The organism is Streptomyces pristinaespiralis (assembly GCF_001278075.1).
GTDB lineage: Bacteria > Actinomycetota > Actinomycetes > Streptomycetales > Streptomycetaceae > Streptomyces > Streptomyces pristinaespiralis.
This window is the reverse complement of sequence record NZ_CP011340.1, coordinates 516,278-533,363: the sequence shown is the minus strand read 5'-3', so window position 1 is coordinate 533,363 and position 17,086 is coordinate 516,278. Positions and strand designations below refer to the sequence as shown.

Sequence of the window (17,086 nt, the reverse complement as noted above, 5' to 3'; positions counted from 1 at the left end):
TGAGGTCGTTCGCCCCCGCGTTGGGGCGGTGATCGCCGTCGCCCGGCGATGGCGGGCGGATGGGCAGCAGAGGTGCCCGGTATGCGCGACGGGCCATCAGTTGAACGTGGCATCGCCCGGGATCGGATGACGCAACCTTGACATAGAAGCTGCGCTGGGGAATAACTGAACCGTCATTAATGAAGATCGGTATGGCGCCCCCCGTGCGAGAGCGGATCTTGGCGTGTACCGCACGCGGGTCTGTGGCGTGGTCGGCTCGTCCGGCCACGGTGAAGTTCTGACCATCAGCCCGGAATGCGTGCATGGTAGCTGCGCCGCGCGCAGCTACCGGCCCGGGCAGGCGACAGTCCCGTGATCTGGTGGCCTCGGGGCGGATGCGCGACCGACGGAAGGAAAAGGAGGCCGATATGGAACCGGCCGACGGTGCTGCTCTGCTCCTCAGGATCATCCTTGGTGTGACGTTGGTGGCACACGGGTGGAACCACGCCTTCGGCAAGGGAGGGATCGCCGGGACTGCCGGATGGTTCGCCTCCATTGGCATGCGAGCACCACGGTTCAATGCCGTGCTTGCGACAGCGTCCGAGCTCGCGGCTGGCCTGCTGTTGATACTGGGCCTCCTTACACACTTCGCCGCGGCCGCAACAGTGGGAACGATGCTCGTCGCCCTGGTGAGCGCCCACATGGCGAACGGGTTCTTCATCTTCCGGCCGGGTCAGGGGTACGAGTACACCCTGATGATCATTTGCGTCGCTATGGCCGTCGCAGCCCTGGGCCCTGGAACCGCCTCCGTGGACAGTCTGGCCGACATCGTTGTGAATGGGCGGGTGGGAGTGCTTACAGCAGGACTGCTGGGCGGCGCCGCATGCCTCGCAAGCTTGATGGTTTTCTGGCGTCCCACCTCTAAGGAGCTGGTGCGTGATAACGGGTGAGGCGTCGTGCCAGGTAGGTGGCATGATCAGGCTGTGGCGATCATGGTCAGTCGGGCTGGAGCTTCGGCTGTTCACGGGATCTCGCAGCGTCATGTGGCTTGCCTGATCCAGGAGTTGGCGGCGCTGTGGCAGGCCGGACCAGAGGCTGCCGCCGTGCTGCGCCGGGCGGTGCCAGGAAGCGGGCCGTGAGCGCCGGCGCCCGCCACCAACTGGTCTTCATCGACCGGCTGCTGGCCACGCTGATCCATCTGCGGCACGATCTGTCGCACTCGGTGCTGGGGCTACTGTTCGGCGTCGACCGCTCCACCGTCACCCGCGCGATCGCAGAAGTACGGGAGCTCCTGGCCGAGCGGGGGTGTGCGGGCCCCGACCGCCCCGGCCTACGGCTTCGGACCCTGGCCGATGTGTTCGCCTGTGCCCAGGCGGAGAAGATCGAATTGTGCGCCACCGAGGTCCAGGTCCGCCGGCCGGCCGCGGCGGGCGTTCGTGCAGCCCGCCCGGGGTCCATGAAGCGCGACGCCGAGACCGCCATCGGCACTCCTTGAAGCGCATATCCGTCGAACACCCTCCCGCCGACCACAAACGCTGGAAGCAACTGACTCGCCGCACACCGTCGAGACGTGCTGCCTGACACCTGCCGAGCTATCGCCAGCCTTGTCTCCGACCGCACCACCACAGCCTGACAACAGCCGCGACCAGCAAGGACGCGCCCCGCCCGCTATCACGCACGACCTCGTAAGTCGGTCGATCCCAGCACTGGATGAGCGCACTCGACCGGAGTGTGATTGATCCCGTACCGAAATTCGTTTTCTCTTCAGTCGGGGCAGAGCAGGTCACGACAGTGAACTGCCGAATGGCGGTCACGAGGTAAAGAACGTCCGCCCGCTCCAGCTCGATCTCGCAGCTCTTGGGGTAGCCGCAACCGGCGTCCGCGTTCACCCAGCCGGACGGGAATCCTCTGCGCGATGGCCCGGCGGACTGTCGCCCGGGCCACCGCCGCCTTGGCTTCCAAGACGACCACGTAGTCGATGGCAGCTGGTCGGCACCGTTGCATTGCAGTCGATCCCGTTCAGCAGCCAGTGGATCCGGTGTGCCCGGCCTCCTCCGCAAGCTAGCCAGTAGTTCGCTTCACCAAGACGTGGGCTTCCGTCTCACTGAGGTCGGCGCTGTCGCCCCTGCCCGCCGTTCAGGTTCGCAGCCGTCCGCTGGGCACCATTTGTGCCGATGCCATCGCGCGTCGCCCGAGACACCGCTGACGCCGGCGGTCCCGGCCTGCCCGACCCCCACAGGGCGACGCTGCAGAGCCGGCATGACGGAGCCGCCGTAGGGCGAATGGCCGGTTGGCGAATGAGGACTGCCCGAATGGCCAATCGCGGCAGCAGGGCGTGGAGACGGAAGCTGATCAGGGCCCTGAACCCCCTCAGCCGTTTTCGGACGCCGCGGTGGCCCTCACCCCTTCTCTGGACACTTCTCTGCCAATGGAGGCATCTCGTGTCCCCAGCCAAGTTCGTACGGTCGGAACGTCGTAGGCGCGCAAGGGCGCGAGTATCGTCCACCCTCGCTCTGGCGATGGCGGTAGGTCTTCAGATGCCGGCTGCAGCCGTCGCACCCGTGTACCACGGGAGCCCCGACCTGCTGAAGGCTTCGGTGCGGACGACGGCGGTCGTCGAGGGTGCCCGCCCTGCCTGGTCTCCAGACGGCCGATTCATGGCCTATGTCGACCACGAGTTCGGCACCGTGCGCGAGCGGGAGTTGGCGACTGGCGCGACGAGGTGCCTGACGTGCCACGTCCCCGGCGGGCAGTTCTGGCGGGTCCACTACACAGCAGCGGGCGATCTGCTCCTGGGGGGTCGAGGCGCGGCAGCCGACCCCAGCACGCCGGTCTCGGTGGCGGAGCGACTGCTGCATTTGGAGTGGTATTGGATGCCACGCAACGCAGAGGCGCAGCCGTTCCCCCTCCACCTGAATGTGTTCGAGGGGATCGCCGTCGCGCGGCACTCCGACTGGATCGCTTGGACCGCCACGCCGTTTCATCACGGCCAGGACGGCCAGCGCAGCGCGATGTGGATCGCCCGGCTCCGTGTTGACGGCAAGGTCGCTGTCTTGGAGGACCGGAGGCAGGTTCTCGAGTGGCCTTCCCCGGATTCCGGAGTCGTTCCGCCGACGGACTTCGTCGCCGAGGACCCGGACCGCCGTCTCCCTAAGGCTCTCCCCGACTTCGGAATCGAGGCGCAGGACTTCATCGAAGGCGGGAAGGGTGATGGCACGCCCCCGGCGGCGATCGTCTTCTACGCCTTCGCACCCGACCGGCGCGGACTCGCTCAGCCCTACCAGGGACTGGAGATCTACCGGCTCGACCTGCGAGCCGGCCGGGTGCAACGACAGACCGACAACGACGAATACGACGAGGCCGAGGGCGTCACGCCCGACGGCAGGTTCGTCGTCGTCGAATCCGATCACGACACCGGTCTGAGCAACGCTGCCCTGGACCTGTATGCCCTTCGGCTCGACGGAACCGGGCGCCATCTGCGACGGCTCACCTACGCGACTGCACAGCCGGGCTCCGAGGCGACCAACCCGGTCATCAGTCCCGACGGCCGGAGCATGCTCCACGAACTCCACTCTGCTGACGGCACGTCGAGCATCCAGCTCACGACCTTTGTCCGCTGACGTTCTCGCGCGCCTCACCCACCCCCAGTCCGGGAGACGAAATGTCTATCGAGCACCAAGAGACGCCCGCGCCCGCCGGCGCACTGGAAAGACCGGCCGCGGAGCCTGCGGCAAGCCGCAAGGCATGGCTCATAGTCGGGCTTCTTGTCTGCCTTGTCCTGGCGAACGTCGCGGACAAGATAGTCGTCGGCCTGGCCGGCATTGACATCAAGAAGGACCTGGGGCTCGACGACGCCCAGCTGGGCGTCGTGCAGAGCAGCTTCTTCTGGCTGTTCGCTGTGGGGTCCGTCCTGGGAGGCTGGCTCGGTGGCAAGATACGGGCCCGCTGGCTCCTGGGCGGGATGGTGCTGCTGTGGGCGATCACCATGGCACCCATGGTCAGCCAGGTCGGATTCACCATGCTGGTTGTCTGCCGGGTACTGCTCGGCTTCGCGGAGGGGCCTGCCGCTGCCCTGGTGATGCAGGTCGTCCACTCGTGGTTCCCGGCGCACAAGCGGGCCGTTCCGAGTTCCATCGTCACGGCGGGCACCGGCCTCGGCCCGGTGATCGCGGCACCCGCGTTGACCTGGGTGATCACCGACTACTCGTGGCATGCGGCATTCGGTGTCCTGGCCGCCGCCGGGATGGCGTTCGCGCTGGTTTGGATGCTCGTCGGCGACTCCGGCCCGGAGGCAGCCGGTAAGGGACACCCCTCCGCTGAGGGCACCGCTACCCAGGCCCTGCCCGAACGCGTGCCGCTCCGCCGGCTGTTCAGCACCGGCACTCTCATCGGCACCGTGTTGCTCTTCTTCGTGATCCAGGCCAACAGCGCCATCAAGATCAGCTGGCTTCCGCTCTACCTGGAGGAGGGGTTGGGTTACGACTCAGGAACCATCGGCCGGCTGGTTGCCCTTCCCTACCTGGGGGCCGCGATCAGCGTGATCGTGGTGGGCGTGTTCTCCCGCTGGCTGACCAGACGCGGGCTGAGCAATCGGATCGCGCGTGGTGTTCTGCCCGCCTCGATGATCGTCCTTGCCGGCCTGGCCACCATGGCCTTCTCCGGCTTCGACCGCGGCACCCCGCACATGGTCCTGCTGATCACCAGCGCCAGCCTGAACGCCGCCGGTTTCGGCGTGGCGTTCGCCGGTATCTCCGATGTGGTCCCGGCCAAGCAGCGCGGCATGGTCTTCGGCATCGTCACCGCCTGTTTCAGCCTCGGCGGTGTCATCGCCCCGGTCGTGGTCGGCGGCCTCGTCGCCTCCAGTGAATCCGCCGCGGCCGGGTACGGCAGCGGATTCCTCGGGCTCGGCGTCGTCATGGTCGTCGGCGGGGCCATCGCGATGCTGCTGATCAACCCCGAACGCGACACGGCACGCCTGGCAGCTCGGGACTGACAACCAGAGCTGCCCGTACACAGAACCACCTGTCGGCGCCGCTGTGTCATGCGGCGGTGCCGACACCAGATCAAGGAGGTAAATCACCATGACGACACCTGAGTTCGACCTGGTCATCCGGGGCGGCCGGCTGGTCGACGGCACTGGCGGCTCCAGCCGTACCGCCGATGTGGCGGTCCGCGATGGCCTGGTGGTCGCGGTGGGCAGGGTCGGGGGAGCCGGCGCACAGGAGATTGATGCCGACGGCGCAGTCGTCTCGCCCGGCTTCGTCGACATCCACACCCACTACGACGGCCAGGCGACCTGGGACGACCGGCTCCAGCCGTCCTCCTGGCATGGTGTGACGACGGTCGTGGCCGGCAACTGTGGCGTCGGGTTCGCGCCCGTGCGGCCGGACCACCGCGACCGCCTGATCGCCCTGATGGAGGGCATCGAGGACATCCCCGAAACCGCGCTGCATGCGGGGATCTCCTGGGATTGGCAGTCGTTCCCCGAGTACCTGGACGCCCTGGAGAACCGTCCGCGCGACATCGACCTCGGCACCCAGGTGCCTCACGCAGCGCTGCGAGTCAACGTGATGGCCGACCGCGCGCTCGCAGGTGCCCTCGCCACTGGAGAGGACATCGTCGCGATGAGCCGGATCGCGCGGGAGGCCGTGGAGGCGGGCGCGCTCGGCTTCAGTACCTCGCGCACGATCAACCACAAGTCGCTGGCCGGTGACATCACCCCGTCCTACGACGCCGGCGGCGACGAGCTGGTGGCCATCAGTCGCGAGATCGGCCGCACCGGCAGCGGAGTGCTGCAGTACGTCACGGACTTCGACGATGTCGAGGTCGACATGCGCCTGATCCGCCAGATGGTCCAGGCGTCGGGCCGCCCTCTCTCGGTGAGTTTGGTGCAGAATCCCAAGAACGACGTCTACCGGGAGGTGCTCGCCGGCATCGAGCGGGCGAACGAGGACGGACTGCCGGTACGTGCCCAGGTCGCCCCGCGTGCGGTCGGGCTCGTGATGGGCTTGCAGTGCACCCTGCACCCCTTCATGGCCAATGTGCACTGGCGGAAGATCGCCCACCTCCCGGTTTCCGAGCAGGCCCGGGCCATGGCCGATCCGGAGTTCAAGCGGGCGGTGCTGGCCGCCTCTGACGATCACGGCATGGAACAGCGGGCGGGCATGTGGGCGGTCCGCAGGTTCGAGCTCATGTTCGAGCTGGGGGACCCGCCGAACTACGAGCCTGGCCGTGAGGACTCCCTGGCAGCTCGTGCGGAGCGGGTGGGTCGTTCGCCGCTGGAGCTCGCCTATGACGTGCTGCTGCAGGACGAAGGGCGGGGCCTGATCTACGTCCCGGCACTGAACTACTCCTCGGGCAACCTCGATGCGGTGCACGAGATGCTGACCCATCCCTACACCCTGCCGGGCCTGTCCGACGGCGGGGCCCATGTCGGCACGATCTGCGACGCCAGCTTCCCCACCACGCTCCTCCAGCACTGGGTGCGCGACAGGGACGGCGAGCGACTCCCGCTGGAGTTCGTGATCTCCCGTCAGGCCCGGCAGACCGCCGAGGCGGTGGGGCTCCACGACCGCGGAGTGCTGGCCCCCGGTTACAAGGCCGACATCAACGTCATCGACCTGGTCAACCTGCGTCTCGGCCCGCCCGAGGTGCGCTACGACCTCCCTACCGGCAAGCCCCGGCTGCTCCAGCGCACCCACGGCTATCTGCACACGGTCGTCAGCGGCGTCGAGACCTACCGCAATGGCGAAGCCACCGGCGAACTGCCCGGGCGTCTGGTCCGCGGTGCCAAGCACGGACCGGCAGCGCCGGTCAGCTGACCCCAATTTCAAGGACGTAAGGAGTACCGAATGCCCCAGATCATGGTGTACGACAAGCTGTTCGTCGGCGGAGAGTGGGTCGAGCCGGCCGGTTCGGAAACCATCGACGTGGTCTCACCGGTGACCGAGCAGGTGGTCGCCCGCGTGCCGCACGCCACCGCGCCCGACGTGGATCGAGCGGTTGCCGCCGCGAGAGAGGCCTTCGACAACGGACCGTGGCCGCGGATGAGTCTCGCTCGGCGGATCGAGATCGTCACACGGATCAAGGACGCCCTGGCTGCCCGGCACCGGGACCTGGCCGAGTTGATCACTCTGCAGAACGGTTCACCGGTCTCGTTCGCGGTCCGCGGCCAGGCGCTTGGTGTCGTGGCGGCTTTCGAGGTGTTCCTGCAGGCGGCTGCCCGGCTGCAGCTGGAGGAGGAGCGACAGGGGCTGACAGGCCCGGTGCTGGTGCGGCGCGAGCCGGTCGGCGTGGTTGCCGGGGTGATCCCGTGGAACGCCCCGCAGATGGCAGCCGCCCCGAAGCTGGCCCCGGCCCTGCTTGCCGGCTGCACGTTCGTCCTCAAGCCGTCTCCGGAAACCCCACTGGACTCGTATCTCCTGGCGGAGGTATGCGAGAAGGCCGGGCTGCCGAAGGGGGTGCTGAGTGTGCTGCCGGCCGGCCGAGGGGCCGGTGAGTACCTGGTGTCGCACCCTGGCATCGACAAGGTTTCGTTCACCGGCTCGGTAGCCGCGGGTAAGAAGGTCATGGCAGCCGCGGCACAGAACCTCACCCGGGTGGCGCTGGAGCTCGGCGGCAAGTCGGCGGCGATCGTGCTGCAGGACGCCGACCTCGACGCCGCCGTTCCCGCGATCATCGGCGGCTCCTGCGCGGCCAACAGCGGGCAGGCATGCTTGGCGCTGACCCGCGTGCTCGTTCCGGCTTCCCGGTACGACGAGGTGGCCGCCAAGCTGACTTCGGCCTTCCGGGCACTGAAGGTCGGCGATCCCTCAGAACCGGCCACCGTCGTCGGACCGATGGCAAGCCACGCGCAACGGCAGCGTGTCCTGGAGTACATCCGCATCGGCCAAGAGGAGGGGGCGAAGGTCCTCGCAGGCGGGGGTGTGCCCGACGCCCCGACCACCGGGTGGTACGTCGAGCCGACCCTTTTCGGGGAGGTGACCAACGACATGCGCATCGCCCGGGAGGAAATCTTCGGCCCGGTGGTCTGTCTGATCCGGTACGAGACCGAGGACGAGGCGGTTTCACTCGCCAATGACTCCGCCTACGGACTGTCCGGTGCCGTCTTCACCGCCGACACGGATCGAGGCCTGCGCGTGGCCCGCCGGATCCGGACCGGCACCTTCTCGGTCAACGGGTTCCGGGTGGACCTGGCGGCGCCGTTCGGCGGCTTCAAGAACTCGGGCCTCGGGCGAGAGTTCGGAGACGAGGGACTGACGGGCTACTTCGAGTACAAGAGCATCGCCCTGCCCCACCGCTCCATGTCCTGACACCGCATCATCCGCATCCAGGAGTACAGAAGATCATGCGCGCAGCAGTATTGAACAAGGTAGGCGACACGTCCCTGGACGTGACCGAGGCCAAGGCCGTCTCCTTCGGCCCCGGCCGAGTCCGGATCAAGATGCACACAGCCGGCCTGTGCCACTCCGACATCTCCACGATGAACGGCGTCTTCGCCCATCCTGTGCCCTGCGTGCCCGGGCACGAGGGCGCGGGCGAGGTGATCGAGGTCGGCGAAGGCGTGACCAACGTCAAGGTCGGCGACCGCGTCATCATCTGCTGGATGGCGCCGTGCGACACCTGCGAGCACTGCAAGGCCGGCCGCGCCCAGCTGTGCAAGGCGGGCGTCACCAACCTCGGCACTCCCAACTTCGAGGTGAACGGCACCCTGATGCCCGGTGCGCTCGGCGAAGGCACGTTCACCGAGGAAGCTGTGATTGCGGCCAGTGCCGCGATCCCGATCCCGGACGACCTCCCCTACGACATCGCAGCGCTCATCGGCTGCGGTGTCACCACCGGCATCGGCGCCGCGCTCAACACGGCCCGGATCCGCCCCGGCTCCTCCGTGGCCGTGATCGGCCTCGGCGGGGTGGGCATGAGCATCGTGCAGGGCGCGAAGGTCGCCGGTGCGGCGCAGATCGTCGCCGTGGACCCCGTCGCCAACCGGCGCGAGTGGGCGTTGAAGTTCGGTGCCAACGAGGCGGTGGCCCCCGAGGATCTCGGGGCGGCTCGCAAGCGCCTCACCGGCAGCGTCGGCTTCGACTACGCCTTCGAGGCGGTCGGCAAGGCGGCCACTCTGCGCTCGGCCTACGACGCGGCACGTCAGGGCGGGGTGGTGTGCCTCGTCGGTATGGGATCGGTCGCGGACATGCCCGACATCAACATGTTCGAGCTGGTCAGTAGCCAGAAGAAGATCCTCCCGTCCGTCTACGGAGGTGAGGATGTGCGCCACGCGTTCGCCAGGATCATTGGTCTGTGGCGGGCCGGTCGTATCGACCTGGAATCGATGATCACTCACCGAGTGCCGCTGACCGACATCAACGAGGCCATCCGCCAAATGCACACCGGCGAGGCGCTGCGCACCGTCATCGACATCGCCTGATCCAGACCGCACCGACAAGGAGTCGGGGCCCGCACCGCGGGCCCCGACTCCTGCCATGTGGTTTTATCGAATGCTAAGTAACGATGGTCAGTCCTCGTTGACTCCTCATCCTCCCTGGCAGATGGTCAGTTTGGCGGAATAATCAAACGGTGGGTAACCTCATGGTAAATCGCCGATGGAGGAGCCATGACCAACGACTGCGGCGTCGGAGCCCCCCGCCGATTCCTCACCCTGCTCGACCGGCTGAGGAATCTGCCAGGACAGCCCGGCCTGCACCTGACGGCCCCCGATGTATCGAGCGAGACAGCGATCGAGCAGGCGGCTGAGGACGTCATCCGCGTGCTCCGCGAGCACATCGAGAACCAGGGCGATCCGGAGGGCGCGGCGGGACTCCTGGCCATGGACTTCGTGGAATTCCGAGCTGACCTGCGCACCTCGGTCTTCCAACGCCAGCTCGCGCCCATTCCCCGGCTTCAGCGCGCACTGGCCGAGCTGCGCACGGCCTCGTCGGTCGAGGACGCGGTCCGGCGCGGTCCTGAGGTGGCGTGCCGCTCGTGCGGCTTCAGCGGTGCGGTGCTGGTGCAAGTGGAGGGCAGGGAGGTGGTGCCTGCCGGAGCCTGGGCCGCCCGTGACCCGGACTTCTTCGCCAAGGTCAGTCGACGGCTCGTCGGCGACGACGGACGGCCGCTGACATTCGAGAACCTGAGCATGGAGCGCGAGATGATGCGCCGACGTCGGCCGGTACTGGTCCGGGACGCGATGAACGACAACCGCCCCGGGCAGGAGCTGCGCCGGATGGCGGGGGTGCGTTCGTATGTGGCCGCCCCCATCCTGCCCGAGGGCCGGGTCCTGGGGTTCATGTATGCGTTCCATTCCGAGGATCGGCTCGACATCGTCGACCGTGACGTGCTGGGGACCTTCACCGAGGGCTACGGGTATGCCCTCGAGCGCGCCATCCTCCGCTCCCGCCTGCGCACACAGGTCCAGCTCTACGGCGAGCTCGTCGAGGCTGCCAAGCGGCAGCTCGACGCCGTCGGAAGCGCCGGGCTCACGCTCCTCGGTCCGGCCGACTGCACGCCGGCAGCGCCGGAGCCGGAGTTCGTGCGGGTTGCCCCGCCGACTCCCTCCGCCCTTGCGTTGCTCAGCCGCCGCGAGATCGAGGTCATGGAGCTGCTTGCCGGCGGCGCCACCAACCGGGTCATCGCCGCGCGGCTCGTCGTGGCGGAGAGCACGGCCAAGGCACACGTGGCACAGATCCTGCGCAAGCTCGAAGCGCGTAACCGGGCGGAGGCGGTCACCAAGTACCTGCGCCTGCTGCATACCACCTGAGAACCCCGGCTGGAGACAGCAGTGCCGCGCCTGGCAAACCGATGGAGGGTTGCCAGGCACGGCCGGTGGCGTTGTGCCGGTGGATTACCGCGGTGCCATGCGGATGGCACCGTCGAGGCGGATGACCTCGCCGTTCAGCATGGGGTTGTGGATGATGTGCTCGGCCAGGGCGGCGTACTCGTCGGGATCGCCGAGGCGGGAAGGGTGGGGGACCTGGGCGCCGAGAGAGTCCTGAGCCTCCTGGGGGAGAGCTCCGAGCAGGGGAGTGCGGAACAGGCCGGGGGCGATGGTCATCACCCGGATCTTCAGTGTCGCCAGGTCGCGGGCGATGGGCAGGGTCATGCCGACCACGCCTCCCTTGGAGGCGCTGTAGGCCGCCTGCCCGATCTGGCCGTCGTAGGCCGCTACGGACGCGGTGTTGACGATGACGCCACGCTCGCCGTCGACTTCGTCGTTCTCCGCCATGGCGGAGGCGGCGAGCCGCAGGACGTTGAAGGTACCGACCAGGTTGATCTGGATGATGCGGTTGAAGGAGTCGAGGGGGAACGGGCCGTCCTTGCCGAAGGTGCGGATGGCGTTGCCGGTGCCCGCGCAGTTGACGGCGACGCGGAGAGGCGCGAGGGCGGCGGCCGTCCGGACGGCCGTGGCGGCGTCCGCCTGGCTGGTGACGTCGCCGGGCGAGAAGACGGCGCCGATTTCCTTGGCGACGGCCTCACCGTCGGAACTGGGCAGGTCGAGGAGGACGACCTGGGCGCCGCCGGCGATCAGCCGCCTGGCGGTGGCGAGGCCGAGCCCGGACGCGCCGCCGGTGACGACGGCGGAGATACCGCTGGTCTGCATGGTGGGGACTCTTTCCTTCGCTGTTACTTGACGATGCCGTTGGCGCGGAGCGCCGCGAGGTGGTCGGCGGTGAGCCCCGCCTCCGTGAGGACCTGGTCGGTGTGGGCGCCGACAGGAGGCGCGGGGCTGGGTTCGGGCGTGGGGGTGCCGGAGAACCGGGGGGAGGGGGCGGGCTCGACGCCGCCGTGGGCACCGGTGCGGTAGGTGCCGCGGGCCAGGTTGTGCGGGTGCTGGGGGGCTTCGAGGAGGGAGAGGACGGGGGCGACGCACGCCTCCTGGCCTTCGAACTCCTTGGCCCACTCGTCGCGGGTACGGGTGGCGAAGAGGTCCGTGAGCTTCTGCTTCATCACGGGCCATTTGGCGCGGTCGTTCTGTCCGGCGAAGTCCGGGTCATCGGCAATGCCCAGGACCCGGAGCAGATTGGCGTAGAACTGCGGCTCGACCGGTCCGACGGACAGGTGCCGGCCGTCGGAGCAGCGGTAGACGCCGTAGTACGGAGCGCCGCCGTCGAGGAAGTTGGAAGCCCGCTCGTCGGTCCACATGTCGGAGGCGATGAAGCCGTACATCATGGCGAGAAGGGTGGCCGAGCCGTCTGTCATGGCTGCGTCGACGACCTGGCCCCGCCCGGTGGTCCGGGCGCTGATCACGGCGGAGAGGATGCCGAGCGCGAGCAGCATGCCGCCGCCGCCGAAGTCGCCGATCAGGTTGAGCGGGACGACGGGCGTCTCGGGAGTGCCGATGGAGTGCAGGGCACCTGACAGTGCGATGTAGTTGATGTCGTGGCCGGGATCCTGGGCGAGGGGGCCGTCCTGGCCCCATCCGGTCATGCGGCCGTAGACGAGCCGGGGATTGCGGGCGATCAGGTCGTCCGGGCCCAGACCCAGGCGTTCGGCGACGCCGGGGCGAAAGCCCTCGAAGGCCACGTCGGATGTGCCTGCCAGAGTGCGGATGACCTCGATGCCTTCACGGCTCTTGAGATCGACGGTGATCGACAGGCGGTTGCGGTGCAGTACTGGCATGGAATTGGGCCGGCCGGCCTCGGCGGGCCGGTCGATGCGGATGACCTCGGCACCGAGGTCGGCGAGCAGCATTCCGCAGAACGGGCCGGGGCCGATGCCGCCCAGCTCGATGACGCGGACACCGGCCAGGGGCCCTGCCTCCCGGGCGGTCCTCATCGGCCGCTCCACTTCGGCGCGCGCTTCTCCGTAAAGGCTCGCGGCCCCTCCTTGGCGTCCTCGGAGGCGAAGACCGGGTCGCTGATCTCGCGCATGAGCTTCCACCGCTCGTCAGCGGGCCAATCGTCGGACTCGGTGATGATCTGCTTGCTGGCCTGGACCGCGAGCGGGCCATTCATGGCGATCTCCCCGGCAAGAGCCAAGGCCCCCTCCAGGGCTGCGCCGGGGGCGGTGAGACGGTTGACCAGGCCGTATCCGTGCGCCTGAGTGGCCTCCATGAAGCGGCCGGTGAGGGCGAGTTCCATAGCCATGTGGTGGGGGATGAGCCGGTGCAGCCGGGTCAGTCCGCCGGCAGCGGCCACCAGACCGCGCTTGACCTCGGGGATGCCGAGGGTGGCGTCCTCGGCTGCGACGACCAGGTCGCAGGCGAGGACCAGCTCGCATCCGCCCGCAAGGGCGTAGCCCTCGACCGCGGCGATCAGGGGCTTGCGTGGCGGCGTCTCGGTCAGCCCGCACAGGCCGCGGCCCTCGATCAGGGCAGTCTCCCCGCGGAGCATCGCCTTGAGGTCGGCACCGGCGCAGAAGGTGCCTCCAGCGCCGGTGAGGATGCCGATCCGCAGATCCTCGCGGTGGTCCAGCTCGTCCAGCGCCTGCGCGACGGCCAGGCCGACGGCGCGGTCCAGCGCGTTGCGAGCCTCTGGGCGGTTGATCGTGATGACGGCGATGCCGTCCCCACGGAACTCGGTCAGGACTTGGTCGGTCACGTTGACGTGCTCCCTTGCAGTGCCGGGTTGCTGTGTGCCGAGGCCAGAACTTATCCACGAGTAAAGTCGATGTCCAGGCCACTTACCTGTGATCTGCACCTGAAAGTGGAGTGGAACTAAATCAAGGGTACGCCTTGTGTCTTGACTGGCGGCCTCTAGGCAATGAGAGTGAGTGCCCGCGCCGCGGTGCTCCGCCGCAGCGCCCAGGGCAAGTGGCACAGCCGCTGCAGCGGCCGTGTCGGGCCTGTCCGGCCGACCCGTCCAGCCGTCCACACCCAGATGGGAGCACCCGTGTACCTCACGCAGAGCCTGCACAGAGCCGTGCAGCAGAACCCCGAGAGGATCGCCACCATTTCCGGGGAACGCGTGCGTACCTGGCGCGAGAGCGGGGACCGGATCGCCAGGCTCGCCGGTGCGCTGCGCGCCCTCGGTGCGGCCGAGGGCGACCGGGTCGCGCTACTAGCCCTCAACTCCGATGTTCACCATGACTACCTCTACGCGGTCTGGTGGGCCGGCTGCGTCGTGAACCCGGTCAATACCCGATGGAGCGTCAGGGAGATCGCCTACTCCCTCGAGGAGTCCGACACCCGCATCCTGCTGGTGGACGATGCCTTCGCCCCACTGGTGCCGAAGTTGCGGGGTCTGTGGGAGGGCATCGCCACCGTCATCCATTGCGGCGACGAACCGACCCCCGAGGGCATGCTCTGCTACGAGGAGCTGATCGCCGCCCATGAACCGGTCAAGGACGAGCGAGTGGGCGGCGAGCGACTGGCGGGCATCTTCTACACCGGCGGGACCACTGGCTTCCCCAAGGGCGTCATGCTCAGCCACGCCAACATCCTCAGCTCCGCCAACAGCCTGGTCGTGAGCGTCCAGGCCAGCACCCCTGGCGGCCGCACCATGTACTGCGCGCCCATGTTCCACCTCGCCGCGCTCGGGAACTGGTTCGTCCAGAACCTCGTCGGCGGCTCCCACCTCTTCCTGCCCGCATTCGAGCCCGCCGCAGTGCTCACGGCCGTCGCCGACCACAGACCCACCTCGACGCTGCTGGTCCCCGCCATGATCCAGATGCTGGTGGACCACCCGTCGGTCGGCGAGCACGACCTCACCAGCCTCCAGCGGCTGAACTACGGAGCGTCACCGATCTCGGAAACGCTGCTCGAGCGGGCCATGCAGGTCTTCCCCGCAGCGGAACTCGCGCAGGGCTACGGCATGACCGAAATGGCCCCGGCCATCGCCGCCCTCACTCCGGAGGACCACCACGATGCCCGACTGCTGCGCGCCGCCGGCCGGGCCGTGGCAGGCGTGGACCTTCGCATCGTCGACGCCGAGGACCGCGAGGTCCCCCGGGGTGCAGTCGGGGAGATCGTCGTCCGCGGCGCCAACACCATGCTCGGATACTGGAACAAGCCCGGGGAGACGGCAGCCGCTCTGCGAGGCGGCTGGATGCACACCGGCGACGCCGCCTTCATGGACGACAACGGGTACGTGTACATCGTCGACCGCGTCAAGGACATGATCGTCTCCGGTGGGGAGAACGTGTACTCCGCCGAGGTCGAGAACGCCGTGGCCGCACACCCGGCCGTCGCAGCCTGCGCGGTCATCGGCATCCCTGACTCCGACTGGGGCGAGCGCGTCCACGCAGTGATCGTCCTCAAGCCCGGCCACACTGCCACCACGACGGAGATCCGGGACCACTGCAAGAGTCTCATCGCCCGCTACAAGGCCCCGCGCAGCTGCGACTTCGTCGATGCCATGCCTCTGTCCCCGGCGGGCAAGATCCTCAAGCGGGAACTCCGCAAGCCCTACTGGTCGAACAGCGAACGGAACGTCAATTGACTTCCGGGGCGCAGCGGCGGGATGGCTGAACCAGACCACTGCACACCGATCAGGAGGGCGCCGGTACGTCCAGGATCGTCAGCGCGAGTTCGGCCAGCGGGCCGGCCAAGTCGTCGCGTTGGGAGAGAAGCGGCAGTCGGGGCAACACGCTGAGCATCACCAGCACTGCGTTGACGAGGATGCCGGCCTCGGACTGGCTCAGCGTCGGGCGACAGCCGAGGAACAGCGCCACCCACTCCGCGACGTAGTCGACCTGCAAGCGGAGCAGCGCATCCCGGTCGGCCGAAGGAATGTGCGCGAGTTCACTCACCAACAGCATTGCCCCGCTACCGCGGTCGAGCACCGTCGATTCGGCGTAGCTGCGCACGATGCGACGCAGCGCCTCCTCTTCTGTCTCGCTCTGTGCGAGGCTGCGGTTCAGTGTCGCCCACTTCTCCTCCGACACCCGGTGCAGCACCGCGGAGAGCAGGTCCGCCTTGCTGGGGAAGTAGTTGTAGACGGACAGTCGTGACACACCGACTGCCGCGCCCACGTCCTCCATGCTCACCGCCTGGTACCCGCGCTCCGTGAACAGCGTCACAGCCGCGGTGAGCAGTGCCTCCCGGCGCGAGACGGGCCTCAGTCTCGGCCCGGTGCGGGGTGCCGGGGCGTCGGTCGGGGACAGTCGGACCTGCGTCATGGCCCGCCCTAGCCCGAGAAGAAGCTCTTCGAATCGCGGCCGCGGCAGTTCGATGCGGTGGTACGAAGGACTGCCCAGGGCGGCCATGACAGCCCAGCTGATCAGTGCGGTCTCGGTAGGGCCGAGATCGGGGCGCGACGACTGAAGAGCTTTCCCCAGCGTGCCGCTGATCCGCTGTTGCCGCTGCCGAACCTCATCTCGGTGCTCAGAAGACAGATGCCGGATCTCCCGATACCAGACGATGGAGTACGACCGGTGATCCAGGGAGAAGGAGGTGAGGAGGCGCAGCAAGGACTCAAGCCCTTCCGCTTCCGCCGCCGCAACTGTCCTCCAGAGGTGGTCGCTGCTGTCGAGAAGCGCCGCTCCGAGCAGCTCCTGCTTGCTGCGAAAGTGGTGGTACAGCGCCGCGGCGGTGATTCCGACAGCCGCTGCGATGTCCTTCATCTCGGTGGCCTGATACCCGGACCGCTGGAAGCAGTCGATCGCTGCCGCCAGAATCAGCGCCTTGCGGTTGCGGGGGCGGCGGCTCGGTGGGCGGTTCACGGCGGTCACGCGCCACATCCTAAGTCGGCGGCGAGGGGCGGTGCGCGCGGTCCCCGGCCGGCAAGAGCCTGGTGACGGCTCTGCATAGGCCTAGGAGTTCGGAGCTTCGACCGCTTCTGCGGTGATCTCTGCGGCATTCAGCAGAGCCAGGCATTCGTCCCTGGGCACGGCGACGAGCTCCTGGGCGATCTCGGCCACCAGCGCCGCGCGGTTGACCACTAGATCGTGGCAGCTGCCGAACCGGGCATCACGGGTCAGCTCCTCACGGCCGATGAGCAGCAGCAACCGGGCGAGGCCGTCGAGTCGGCCGACCGTGACGGCGACCCTGCCGTCCGCAGTGGGCAGTCGTTCGGCGGCCGAGCCGAGCTCTGTGGTACCGGACCACGGCCCACTCTCTTGAGTCATCACGCGCCGTCCTCATGGCGAGAAGGAAGCCCGGGGCGGTCGGTCGACGGGATCTGTCGCCTACCGGCGGCGGCCGCTCGCCCCGAGCGGTCTCACGGCGGGTTTCGCC

General features: G+C 68.3%; 13 protein-coding genes and 1 pseudogene. 9 read left to right on the top strand and 5 right to left on the bottom strand.

Features of this window, described 5'->3' with window-relative positions; genetic code table 11:
• Positions 1-407: 407 nt before the first annotated feature.
• The 8 genes and pseudogenes from SPRI_RS02020 to SPRI_RS01985 all read left to right on the top strand — a co-directional run bounded on the left by SPRI_RS02020 (position 408) and on the right by SPRI_RS01985 (position 10,732).
• Positions 408-929, top strand: a complete 522-nt coding sequence (locus SPRI_RS02020; protein ID WP_005307593.1) for a DoxX family protein — start codon at positions 408-410, stop codon at positions 927-929.
• 42 nt (positions 930-971) lie between these two features.
• Positions 972-1,612 (top strand): annotated as a pseudogene (locus SPRI_RS40025) (helix-turn-helix domain-containing protein).
• A 1,024-nt stretch (positions 1,613-2,636) separates the two neighbouring features.
• Positions 2,637-3,599 (top strand): TolB family protein, encoded by a 963-nt coding sequence (locus SPRI_RS02010; RefSeq protein ID WP_158685121.1) that lies wholly within the window; start codon positions 2,637-2,639, stop codon positions 3,597-3,599.
• A gap of 41 nt (positions 3,600-3,640) precedes the next feature.
• Positions 3,641-4,972 carry an MFS transporter gene (locus SPRI_RS02005; RefSeq protein ID WP_037772951.1) on the top strand — a complete coding sequence of 444 codons (1,332 nt, stop codon included), beginning with the start codon at positions 3,641-3,643 and terminating at the stop codon, positions 4,970-4,972.
• A gap of 88 nt (positions 4,973-5,060) precedes the next feature.
• Complete coding sequence (locus SPRI_RS02000) at positions 5,061-6,800, top strand: N-acyl-D-amino-acid deacylase family protein (protein WP_005307584.1); 1,740 nt, start codon at positions 5,061-5,063, stop codon at positions 6,798-6,800.
• Between the two features lie 30 nt (positions 6,801-6,830).
• The gene (locus SPRI_RS01995) at positions 6,831-8,291 is read left to right on the top strand and encodes an aldehyde dehydrogenase (protein ID WP_005307581.1); all 1,461 of its coding nucleotides are present in this window, start codon (positions 6,831-6,833) and stop codon (positions 8,289-8,291) included.
• Between the two features lie 35 nt (positions 8,292-8,326).
• On the top strand, positions 8,327-9,403 hold the full coding sequence (locus tag SPRI_RS01990; RefSeq protein ID WP_005307578.1) for a Zn-dependent alcohol dehydrogenase: 1,077 nt from the start codon (positions 8,327-8,329) through the stop codon (positions 9,401-9,403).
• 186 nt (positions 9,404-9,589) lie between these two features.
• Positions 9,590-10,732, top strand: coding sequence for a helix-turn-helix transcriptional regulator (locus SPRI_RS01985; protein ID WP_005307575.1), 1,143 nt, complete (start codon positions 9,590-9,592; stop codon positions 10,730-10,732).
• A gap of 84 nt (positions 10,733-10,816) precedes the next feature.
• Here SPRI_RS01985 and SPRI_RS01980 read toward each other — a convergent pair whose 3' ends face one another.
• Genes SPRI_RS01980 through SPRI_RS01970 form a run of 3 tightly spaced genes read right to left on the bottom strand, consistent with a single transcriptional unit; the run spans position 10,817 to position 13,511 of the window.
• Complete coding sequence (locus SPRI_RS01980; RefSeq protein WP_005307572.1) at positions 10,817-11,572, bottom strand: 3-hydroxyacyl-CoA dehydrogenase; 756 nt, start codon at positions 11,570-11,572, stop codon at positions 10,817-10,819.
• A 23-nt stretch (positions 11,573-11,595) separates the two neighbouring features.
• Complete coding sequence (locus tag SPRI_RS01975; protein WP_037775748.1) at positions 11,596-12,747, bottom strand: CaiB/BaiF CoA transferase family protein; 1,152 nt, start codon at positions 12,745-12,747, stop codon at positions 11,596-11,598.
• Positions 12,744-13,511 carry a crotonase/enoyl-CoA hydratase family protein gene (locus SPRI_RS01970; RefSeq protein ID WP_005307566.1) on the bottom strand — a complete coding sequence of 256 codons (768 nt, stop codon included), beginning with the start codon at positions 13,509-13,511 and terminating at the stop codon, positions 12,744-12,746. The genes SPRI_RS01975 and SPRI_RS01970 overlap by 4 nt, the downstream gene beginning before the upstream one ends.
• Before the next feature lie 291 nt (positions 13,512-13,802).
• Here SPRI_RS01970 and SPRI_RS01965 point away from each other — a divergent pair, with 291 nt between their 5' ends.
• On the top strand, positions 13,803-15,350 hold the full coding sequence (locus SPRI_RS01965; protein WP_005307563.1) for a long-chain-fatty-acid--CoA ligase: 1,548 nt from the start codon (positions 13,803-13,805) through the stop codon (positions 15,348-15,350).
• 49 nt (positions 15,351-15,399) lie between these two features.
• Here the strand turns inward: SPRI_RS01965 and SPRI_RS01960 are convergent, their stop codons facing one another.
• Together SPRI_RS01960 and SPRI_RS01955 are read right to left on the bottom strand one after the other, a co-directional pair.
• Positions 15,400-16,581 (bottom strand): TetR/AcrR family transcriptional regulator, encoded by a 1,182-nt coding sequence (locus SPRI_RS01960; protein WP_037772947.1) that lies wholly within the window; start codon positions 16,579-16,581, stop codon positions 15,400-15,402.
• A gap of 81 nt (positions 16,582-16,662) precedes the next feature.
• Positions 16,663-16,977: a CoA transferase gene (locus SPRI_RS01955; RefSeq protein ID WP_037772945.1), complete on the bottom strand. Its 315-nt coding sequence runs from the start codon at positions 16,975-16,977 to the stop codon at positions 16,663-16,665.
• Positions 16,978-17,086: the final 109 nt, after the last annotated feature.

Excerpts from the sequence above, each read along its gene's own strand:
- SPRI_RS02020 (WP_005307593.1), top strand. The coding sequence starts at position 408 with ATGGAACCGGCCGACGGTGCTGCTCTGCTCCTCAGGATCATCCTTGGT.
- SPRI_RS02010 (WP_158685121.1), top strand. The coding sequence starts at position 2,637 with ATGGCCTATGTCGACCACGAGTTCGGCACCGTGCGCGAGCGGGAGTTG.
- SPRI_RS02005 (WP_037772951.1), top strand. The coding sequence starts at position 3,641 with ATGTCTATCGAGCACCAAGAGACGCCCGCGCCCGCCGGCGCACTGGAA.
- SPRI_RS02000 (WP_005307584.1), top strand. The coding sequence starts at position 5,061 with ATGACGACACCTGAGTTCGACCTGGTCATCCGGGGCGGCCGGCTGGTC.
- SPRI_RS01995 (WP_005307581.1), top strand. The coding sequence starts at position 6,831 with ATGCCCCAGATCATGGTGTACGACAAGCTGTTCGTCGGCGGAGAGTGG.
- SPRI_RS01990 (WP_005307578.1), top strand. The coding sequence starts at position 8,327 with ATGCGCGCAGCAGTATTGAACAAGGTAGGCGACACGTCCCTGGACGTG.
- SPRI_RS01985 (WP_005307575.1), top strand. The coding sequence starts at position 9,590 with ATGACCAACGACTGCGGCGTCGGAGCCCCCCGCCGATTCCTCACCCTG.
- SPRI_RS01980 (WP_005307572.1), bottom strand. The coding sequence starts at position 11,572 with ATGCAGACCAGCGGTATCTCCGCCGTCGTCACCGGCGGCGCGTCCGGG.
- SPRI_RS01975 (WP_037775748.1), bottom strand. The coding sequence starts at position 12,747 with ATGAGGACCGCCCGGGAGGCAGGGCCCCTGGCCGGTGTCCGCGTCATC.
- SPRI_RS01955 (WP_037772945.1), bottom strand. The coding sequence starts at position 16,977 with ATGACTCAAGAGAGTGGGCCGTGGTCCGGTACCACAGAGCTCGGCTCG.